The organism is Streptomyces sp. MUM 203J (assembly GCF_022414595.1).
Taxonomy (GTDB): domain Bacteria; phylum Actinomycetota; class Actinomycetes; order Streptomycetales; family Streptomycetaceae; genus Streptomyces.
On sequence record NZ_JADWYO010000108.1, the window covers coordinates 1 to 8978 of the forward strand.

Annotated in this window: 7 protein-coding genes and 1 pseudogene; all 8 read left to right on the forward strand. The window is 71.0% G+C overall.

Annotation, left to right across the window (positions count from 1 at the left end; genetic code table 11):
- Window positions 1–1624, forward strand: a pseudogene (locus I3F58_RS28705) (hypothetical protein); the annotation flags it as partial.
- Between the two features lie 5 nt (window positions 1625–1629).
- On the forward strand, window positions 1630–2043 hold the full coding sequence (locus tag I3F58_RS28710; RefSeq protein ID WP_240111645.1) for a roadblock/LC7 domain-containing protein: 414 nt from the start codon (window positions 1630–1632) through the stop codon (window positions 2041–2043).
- A 144-nt stretch (window positions 2044–2187) separates the two neighbouring features.
- Window positions 2188–2598, forward strand: coding sequence for a DUF742 domain-containing protein (locus I3F58_RS28715; protein ID WP_240111640.1), 411 nt, complete (start codon window positions 2188–2190; stop codon window positions 2596–2598).
- Window positions 2579–3169 (forward strand): ATP/GTP-binding protein, encoded by a 591-nt coding sequence (locus I3F58_RS28720; RefSeq protein ID WP_240111641.1) that lies wholly within the window; start codon window positions 2579–2581, stop codon window positions 3167–3169. The genes I3F58_RS28715 and I3F58_RS28720 overlap by 20 nt, the downstream gene beginning before the upstream one ends.
- Before the next feature lie 426 nt (window positions 3170–3595).
- Window positions 3596–7150 carry a nitrate- and nitrite sensing domain-containing protein gene (locus I3F58_RS28725; protein WP_240111642.1) on the forward strand — a complete coding sequence of 1185 codons (3555 nt, stop codon included), beginning with the start codon at window positions 3596–3598 and terminating at the stop codon, window positions 7148–7150.
- A gap of 10 nt (window positions 7151–7160) precedes the next feature.
- Window positions 7161–7574, forward strand: a complete 414-nt coding sequence (locus I3F58_RS28730; protein WP_240111643.1) for a roadblock/LC7 domain-containing protein — start codon at window positions 7161–7163, stop codon at window positions 7572–7574.
- Window positions 7575–7674: 100 nt separating this feature from the next.
- Complete coding sequence (locus I3F58_RS28735; protein WP_240111644.1) at window positions 7675–8232, forward strand: DUF742 domain-containing protein; 558 nt, start codon at window positions 7675–7677, stop codon at window positions 8230–8232.
- The gene (locus I3F58_RS28740) at window positions 8213–8794 is read left to right on the forward strand and encodes an ATP/GTP-binding protein (protein WP_071269896.1); all 582 of its coding nucleotides are present in this window, start codon (window positions 8213–8215) and stop codon (window positions 8792–8794) included. Before I3F58_RS28735 ends, I3F58_RS28740 begins: the two co-directional genes overlap by 20 nt.
- Window positions 8795–8978: the final 184 nt, after the last annotated feature.

Here is an 8978-nt window from a genome sequence, read left to right on the forward strand (position 1 = left end):
GGGCGGGCCCGGCGCGCCGGGTGGCCCCGGCGGCGGACGGTCCGGCATGGGCGGCAGCGGACAGGGCGCTCCGGGCCGGTACGGCTCCGGCGCGGGCGCGGGTGCCGGTGCTCCCGGTGCCGGTGGCGGCATGGGCATGGGAATGGGCGCGGGCTCCGGCGCCGGTCAGCGCGGCGCCGTACAGGGCCGGGACGAGTTGTCCGGGCGTCCGGGCGGCACGCAGGGCGGGGGCCAGGGCACCCAGCCGGGGCGCCAGGGCCAGCAGCCGCGTGACCCGCAGCGCCAGGACACCGGTATGCCGGGCGGCTACGGCGGCCAGGGCGGTGCCTACGGCGACCAGAACAGCCAGGGCGGCGCTTACGGCGCCCAGGGCGGCTTCGGGGACCCGGGCCCCGGTTCGTACGGGGACGGCTTCGGTGACACGGCCGGGCGCTCCCCGCAGGGCACGCCCGCCGGAAACGGCGCGCCGCCGCGCTCCGACGTGTGGCAGCAGAGCGGCCAGGACCCGCTGGGCGGCCAGCCCTCCGGCCGGCAGCAGCAGCCGCCGCAGAGTGCCGGCTGGGGCAGCGACCAGGGCGGTGCGGCCGACGGGCCGCGCGGACACGAGGAACCGGCCGACTCCACGGGCCGGTTCGCCCAGCCCGCCTCGGCGGACCTCCAGGGCCCCGGCTCCACCGGTGAGTTCCCCCGCCCGGACCTGGGCGGCCAGAGCGGCTACGGGGACCCGGCGTCCACCGCCGCGCTGCCCCGCGCCGACTACGACGCCCCGCAGGACGACAGCCGTGCGCTGCCGCCGGGCGGTGGCTCGGGCTCCGGCGAGGGGCGCACGCCGCTGTACGAGACTCTGGAGACCAACTGGTACCCGCACGGCGGCCAGCAGGGCTCCGGCCAGGGCGGCCAGGGGCAGCCCGGCGCCGCCCCGCAGGGCCGCACCGCGCCGCAGGGCCAGGAGCGGCCGGGCGGTGACAACCGGTTCCCGACGCACGACCAGACCGTCCCGACCCCGGTCGTACCGCAGCAGCCGTCCCAGGGCCGTACCCCTCCGTCGCTTCCGGCCCGCGCCTCGGGCCCGGCCCCGCAGGGCCGCCCCGCCGGTCTCGGCCGCCCCGGCCGAGGCCAGTTCGGCCCCGGCCAGAACCAGGGCCAGGGCCAGGGCCAGAACCAGCCCGGCCAGGCGCAGAACCGCGGCCAGGGGCAGTACGGCCAGCCCGGCCAGGGCCTCGCCCCCAACGGCCAGAGCAGCAACGGCCTGAGCGGCAACGGCCGCGCGGGCGGCGGCCAGCCTGCCCCGTCCCGTGGCTCCGACGCCGCGTCCACGACGGGCTCCTGGCGGACCACCCCGAACGACGAGCTGGTGCGCCAGGCAGAGCGCGCCCGCAAGCCCGCGGCGGGTGGCGTCACGGGGTCGGGTCTTCCCCGCCGGGTGCCCCGTGCCAACCTGGTACCCGGCACCGCGCAGGACTCGCAGACCCAGGCCGGTCCGCAGGTGTCGCGTGCGCCCGACGACGTCCGGGGCCGTCTGACGAACCTGCGCCGGGGAATCCAGCAGGGACGGCAGGCCGGTTCCGGCAACACGGGCAGCTTCAATGTCGGCCCCACTCACCAGCAGGAGCGTGAGTTTTGAGCGCGATGAGCCAGGCGGCGCAGAATCTGAACTGGTTGATCACCAATTTCGTGGACAACACCCCAGGGGTGTCGCACACGGTGGTGGTCTCCGCCGACGGTCTCCTGCTGGCCGTGTCCGAGGGCTTCCCCCGTGACCGCGCCGACCAGCTGGCGGCCGTCGCCTCCGGACTGACCTCGCTGACCGCGGGTGCCTCCCGGATCTTCGAGGGCGGTCCGGTCAACCAGACCGTGGTGGAGATGGAGCGCGGCTTCCTCTTCATCATGTCCGTCTCGGACGGCTCGTCGCTGGCCGTGCTCGCTCACCCCGAGTGCGACATCGGTCTCGTCGGCTACGAGATGGCGCTGCTGGTGGACCGCGCCGGCAGCGTGCTGACCCCGGATCTCCGCGCGGAGCTCCAGGGCAGTCTGCTCACCTAACGGATCAGGCGGGTATGCCCCAATCCATACCCGCCTGTTCGTCTTCTGTCGTCTTCACCACACACCCGTCGGCCGCCCCATCCGGCCCCCCACCGGCCCAGTCAGACGGCAAACAGACCACCTGCTGTCACGACCGGAGGATTCATGACCCCGCCTACCGCCTCTCACGATCCCTACGGCGCGTCGATACACGACGCGTCGTACGGAGACGAGGGCGAACAGCCGCTGGTCCGCCCCTACGCCATGACCGGCGGCCGGACCCGGCCCCGGTACCAGCTCGCCATCGAGGCGCTGGTGTCGACCACGGCCGACCCGTCCCACATGTCCACGCTGCTCCCCGAGCACCAGCGCATCTGCCACCTCTGCCGTGAGGTCAAGTCGGTGGCCGAGGTGTCGGCCCTGCTGTCGATGCCCCTCGGGGTGGCCCGGATCCTCGTCGCCGACCTGGCGGAGGCGGGCATGGTGGCGATCCACCAGCCAGGCAATGGAGAGGCCGGCGGCACGCCGGATGTGACGCTGCTCGAAAGGGTGCTCAGTGGACTTCGCAAGCTCTAGCGGTGGCGCGGCCGCGGGAGGCCGCTCGACCACCAGCGCGAAGATCGTGGTGGCGGGTGGTTTCGGCGTGGGCAAGACCACGTTCGTCGGCGCCGTCTCGGAGATCAACCCGCTGCGTACCGAAGCGGTCATGACCGCGGCGTCGGCGGGCATCGACGATCTGACGCACACCGGTGGCAAGACGACGACGACCGTCGCCATGGACTTCGGCCGGATCACCCTGGACCAGGACCTGATCCTGTACCTCTTCGGTACGCCCGGTCAGGACCGCTTCTGGTTCATGTGGGACGACCTGGTCCGCGGCGCGATCGGCGCCGTCGTACTCGTCGACACGCGGCGCCTCGCGGACTGCTTCCCGGCGGTCGACTACTTCGAGAACAGCGGCCTGCCGTTCGTCATCGCCCTCAACGGCTTCGACGGACACCAGCCCTACACCCCGGAGGAAGTGCGGGAGGCGCTGCAGATCGGCCCCGACACACCGATCATCACGACCGACGCCCGCCACCGCGCGGACACCAAGAGCGCCCTCATCACGCTGGTCGAGCACGCCCTCATGGCCCGCCTCAAGTAGGCACTTCCGGCAAGGCGGAACAAGCGGCTCGGAGAGGCGGCGAAGAATGGCCGATTGCGGTACTTCCGTACGCGCATAATCAAGTAGACGTAGACATACGGAAGTTGTCGTAGTCATTCAGCGAGCGGGCTGTGTCCTCGGACACGGCCCGCCGCCGCGTTCATAACGTTTCGACAGAGAATTGCGGCGAGTCGGACACGAGACGCAGCCGTACGGTGCCGCTGCGCTCACATGAGCCCCTCCTTTTGGCGCACCTCGCTCTTTATGCCCGTTTTATCGGGCGAACGGACCGGCGGTAATCACTCGATCGGGCTGTTTGGAGCACGGCCGCTTTACATGCTGCAATGCACGAACTCCCGAGTAGTACGGCTCTGAACAAGAAGAACGGCACAACCTAGGTGCCGACGCCGAGAGGTTGTTGGTCGAGTGAGGCGAAGTACGAAGAGCGCCGCTGAGCAGCAGGCGCGGGGCAACTTCACCCCGTCGCGCGCCGCGGCGTCGCCTGCCGACGCGCCCGTGACGCCGCCGTCGACCGGGGCCGGTGAGAGCGGCGGAAGCTCCAGCCGACTGTCCCCGCGCAACTGGCACGTGGCCACGCGTCTGAACGCGATCCTGCTGATACCCGTGCTGGTCGGCCTCGTCATGGGCGGCTTCCAGGTGACGGCCTCGGTCGACACCTGGCAGGAGGCCCGGGACGCCGAGAAGACCGCGCGGATCGTGCGCGCCGCCGCCGAGTACGGCAAGGCACTGCTGAACGAGCGCGATCTCACCGCCCAGCCGCTGCTCACCGCGAAGACCTCCGAGGACCGCGAGGCGAGCGCCGTCACGGACGCGTACGCCGAGACGGACGCGGCGAAGGAGAAGTTCGACGTCGCGGTCCAGGACATGCCGTCCACGGGCCGCCTTCAGCGCCGTCTCGACCTCTTCCGCAAGGAGGAGCCGGAGCTGGACCAGCTCCGGGAGGCCGCCTACACCAAGGCCCTGGACCCGGTGCAGACCGAAGAGGGCTACGTCAAGGTCCAGCACTCCCTGATGGAGTTCGCCAACGAACTCGGTCTGGGCACCGGCAACGTCACCAGCTTCGGCCGTACCGTCTACGCCGTCCAGCTCGCCAAGGCCGCCGAGTCACTCCAGCGCTCGATCGGCATGCACATGCTGACGCGGCCGAGCAAGGACCCCGAGGTCTTCCGCGATCAGTCGAAGGCGTTCAACTCGTACAAGTACCTGGAGACCATCGCCATCGGCGAGTTCATCTCCGGCGGTACGGAGGACGACGTCCAGCGGCTGACCGAGGTCATGACCCGCAAGGCTCAGGACGGGGCCCGGGAGTTCCAGGCCGCCGGGGTGCAGCCGCCGGTCGCGGAGAACGCGGCGGGCCAGAAGTCGATCTTCGACGGCATGGCCAACGAGATCGGCAGGGCCGAGGACGCCGAGGACATCGAGGCGCTCAAGACGCGCAAGGTCGGCGGGGTCCCGCCGGAGAGCTGGATGGCCGTCGCCACCGGCAAGTTCGAGGGTTACGCCGAGGTCGAGGCCGAGCTGCTCGACAAGGCCGTGAACGACGCGGCGAGCATCGCGGACGATGCGCGCAACGACGCCTTCGTCAACGGCGGCATCGTCGTGGTCGCGCTGCTGGCCGCGTTCATCCTGGCCGGGATGATGGCCCGGCAGATGAGCCGCTCGATGCGCAGCCTGCGGCACGCCGCCCTCGGGGTCGCGGAGCAGCGGCTGCCGATGCTGGTGGACCAGCTGTCCCGGACGGATCCGGGCAAGGTGGACACACGCGTCGAACCGATCCCGATCGGCAGCCAGGACGAGATCGGCGAGGTCGCCCGCGCCTTCGACCAGGTCCACCGCGAGGCGGTCCGGCTGGCCGCCGAGCAGGCCCTGCTGCGGGGCAACGTCAACGCGATCTTCACCAACCTGTCGCGGCGCAGCCAGTCGCTGATCGAGGGCCAGCTGACCCTGATCACGGAACTGGAGAACAACGAGGCCGACCCGGACCAGCTGGAGAACCTCTTCCGGCTCGACCACCTGGCCACGCGCATGCGCCGCAACGGCGAGAACCTCCTGATCCTCGCGGGCGAGGAGCCCGGCCGCCGCTGGGACCAGCCGGTCCCGCTGGTCGACGTCATGCGGGCCGCCGCGTCCGAGGTGGAGCAGTACGAGCGCATCGAGCTGTCCGGGGTCCCCGAGGCGGAGATCCACGGCCAGGCCGTGACCGACCTCGTGCACCTGCTGGCCGAGTTGCTGGAGAACGCCACGACGTTCTCCTCCCCGCAGACCAAGGTGCGGGTCACCGCGACCCGGCTGCCCGACGGCCGCGTGATGATCGAGATCCACGACAAGGGCATCGGCCTGACCGCCGAGGACTTCGCGGACATCAACCACAAGCTGGCCAACCCGCCGACCGTGGACGCCGCGGTGTCCCAGCGCATGGGCCTGTTCGTGGTCGGCCGCCTGTCTCTGCGGCACGGCATCCGCGTCCAGCTGCGCCCCTCGGGCGAGCAGGCCGGCACCACGTCGCTCGTCATGCTCCCGGACGCCATCACCCACGGTGGCGGCGGCGAGCCGATGGTGGACGACTTCACCGTCTCGCAGATCATCCCGGAGCAGCAGACGTACGAGTCGGCTCCCGCACCTCTGCGGACCGCCGCCGAGCTGGGCTTCGACGATTCGCAGTACGAGCAGGACCCGGCCGGGCTGAACCCGGTGGGCCGCTCCCTGATACGTGACCAGCGCCGTGCCGCGCTCGGCGCGCAGGTCCAGGGCGGCGAGGACGCAGGGGACCAGCAGCAGGACGCGTACGGCCCGGACGGCTACGAGCAGGAGCAGTACGACCAGTACGGCGCCCAGGGCCAGTACGGCGCCCAGGAGCCTTACGAGAGCCGCGAGCAGGCCTACGACGGCGGGCAGGGGCCCCAGGACGGCTACGACAGCCGTCAGGACCCCTACGACGGCGGGCAGCAGCGCCAGGAGCAGTACAACGGCTCGCAGGAGCAGTACGACGGCGGCCAGGCGTACGGCCAGGGCGGTGGCTACGCCGACGGCGGCCAGGGCTACGACGACGGCCGGTCCGGCTACACCGACGGCGAGTCCGGCTACAACGCCCAGTCCGGCTACGAGAGCCGTGACGGCTTCGACGGTCAGTCCGGCTACGACGGCCGCGACGGCTACGGCGCGTACGGCTCCGGCAGCCCGGACGGGTCCGCGGACGACGGATACCGGCAGAGCGGCGAGCAGCAGTCCGGCGAGTACCCGCAGCCCGCATATGCGGAAGGCAGTTACGCTGACCCCAGCGCCGGCCAGTCCCCGTACGGCAACCAGTTCGACGCCCAGCCCCACCAGGGTGACTGGCCGAACCAGGCCGGCCAGACCGGTGGCTACGCCGACGGCTACACCGGCGAATCGGAATCCTCTCAGGGCGCTCCCACGAACGACCGGGACCGCGTAGGCTTCGACCGTCCGGGTTCCGCTCCAGGCACCGACCACGAGCACGAGCTGACCGGCGCGGGCCTGCCGCGCCGCGGCAGCCAGCGGCCCGCGGGCGGCGGCCAGGGCCAGACCCCGGACCGGGACCGGCAGGACGCGCCGGGCCAGCGGGCCGAGCAGGCCCCGAGCGCCCAGCAGGCCCAGCAGGCCCCGGAGACACAGGGCGAGGCGGGCGACCCCGAGGGCTGGCGTTCGGCGAACGACGAGCGCTGGCAGCGGGCCAACAAGCTGAGGGACCCGAAGGCCGGCGGAGTGACCTCCTCCGGGCTGCCCAAGCGGATCCCCAAGGCCAACCTGATGGAGGGGACTGCTGAGCAGACCCCTCAGGGCGGCCCCCAGGTCTCCCGCGCCCCCGAGGACGTGCGCGGCAGGTTGAGCAACCTGCGGCGCGGTGTCCAGCAGGGACGCAACGCGGGAACGGACATGAACGGACCGGCCACTTACGATCGACCCAGTGGCCCGGGTAGTACCTACAACCAGGAGCGTTAGTGTGAGCCCGATGAGCCAGGCGGCGCAGAATCTGAACTGGTTGATCACCAATTTCGTGGACAACACCCCCGGGGTGTCGCACACGGTGGTGGTCTCCGCCGATGGTCTCCTGCTGGCGATGTCGGAAGGGTTCCCCCGTGACCGCGCCGACCAGCTGGCGGCCGTCGCCTCCGGACTGACCTCGCTGACCGCGGGTGCCTCCCGGATCTTCGAGGGCGGTCCGGTCAACCAGACCGTGGTGGAGATGGAGCGCGGCTTCCTCTTCATCATGTCGATCTCGGACGGTTCCTCGCTGGCCGTGCTCGCCCACCCGGACGCCGACATCGGCCTCGTGGGTTACGAAATGGCCCTCCTGGTCGACCGCGCGGGCTCGGTGCTGACCCCGGATCTGCGTGCGGAACTGCAAGGAAGTCTTCTCAACTAGCAGATAGACCGTGCGTTTCACGCCACCGCGCCTTATGGTGCGGTGGCGCGGTCCCACGGGACGTGGACCGGCGAACGGCAGTGCAGTCGGAGGAGGAATCGTGGCAACACCCCCAGGCGGTCATCAGGCGTACGAAGGTGCGCAACTGTCGCAGGGTGAAGCGGACCGCTTCAACTTCCCCACTGCACCGGGCAGACAGGGCTACCAGCAGCCCTATCAGCAGCCGCAGCAGGCACGTTCGCCACAGCCGGGGCACGGGCGTGGTCAGCCCACGCCGCAACGGCCGCAGTCCGCACGGGGACCGGGCACGGGCGCCCACAACCCCCTGGTCCGTCCGTACGCCATGACCGGCGGACGGACACGACCCCGGTACCAGCTCGCCATCGAGGCGCTGGTGTCGACCACGGCCGATCCTTCACGGCTGCAAGGGCAGTTGCCCGAGCACCAGAGGATCTGCCGGCTGTGCTTCGAGATCAAGTCGGTGGCCGAGATCTCGGCACTTCTCTCCATCCCCCTCGGCGTCGCCCGGATCCTCGTCGCGGACCTGGCCGAGGCCGGACTTGTCGCCATCCACCAGCCCGGCGGTGACGAGGCCGCCGGCGGCCAGCCAGACGTGACACTGCTCGAAAGGGTGCTCAGTGGACTTCGCAAGCTCTAGCGGCGGTGCGACCCGCTCAACCACAAGCGCGAAGATCGTGGTGGCGGGTGGTTTCGGCGTGGGCAAGACCACGTTCGTCGGCGCCGTCTCGGAGATCAACCCGCTGCGTACCGAGGCCGTCATGACGTCCGCTTCCGCGGGCATCGACGACCTCACCCACACCGGTGACAAGACGACGACGACCGTCGCCATGGACTTCGGCCGGATCACCCTGGACCAGGACCTGATCCTGTACCTCTTCGGTACGCCCGGTCAGGACCGCTTCTGGTTCATGTGGGACGACCTGGTCCGCGGCGCGATCGGCGCCGTCGTACTCGTCGACACGCGGCGCCTCGCGGACTGCTTCCCGGCGGTCGACTACTTCGAGAACAGCGGCCTGCCGTTCGTCATCGCCCTCAACGGCTTCGACGGACACCAGCCCTACACTCCCGACGAGGTCCGCGAAGCCCTTCAGATCGGGCCGGACACCCCGATCATCACGACCGACGCCCGCCACCGCGCGGACGCCAAGAGCGCCCTGATCACCCTGGTCGAGCACGCCCTCATGGCCCGCCTGCGCTAGTCGGTCCGCTCCCGCCCGTACGACAGGGCCCGCACACCGGTCACGGTGTGCGGGCCCTGTCCGCGTCTTCCGGTCCCGTGCGGCTGTGCCCGCACAGCGGAAGGCCCCGCACTCATGCTTGGGTTCCAGGGGTCGTCGCAACACCACTTGGTTTCAGGTGGTGAGTAGATCACGTAGACGCTCG

Coding starts and splice junctions, on each gene's coding strand:
- I3F58_RS28710 (WP_240111645.1), top strand. CDS start 1,630: ATGAGCCAGGCGGCGCAGAATCTGAACTGGTTGATCACCAATTTCGTG.
- I3F58_RS28715 (WP_240111640.1), top strand. CDS start 2,188: ATGACCCCGCCTACCGCCTCTCACGATCCCTACGGCGCGTCGATACAC.
- I3F58_RS28730 (WP_240111643.1), top strand. CDS start 7,161: ATGAGCCAGGCGGCGCAGAATCTGAACTGGTTGATCACCAATTTCGTG.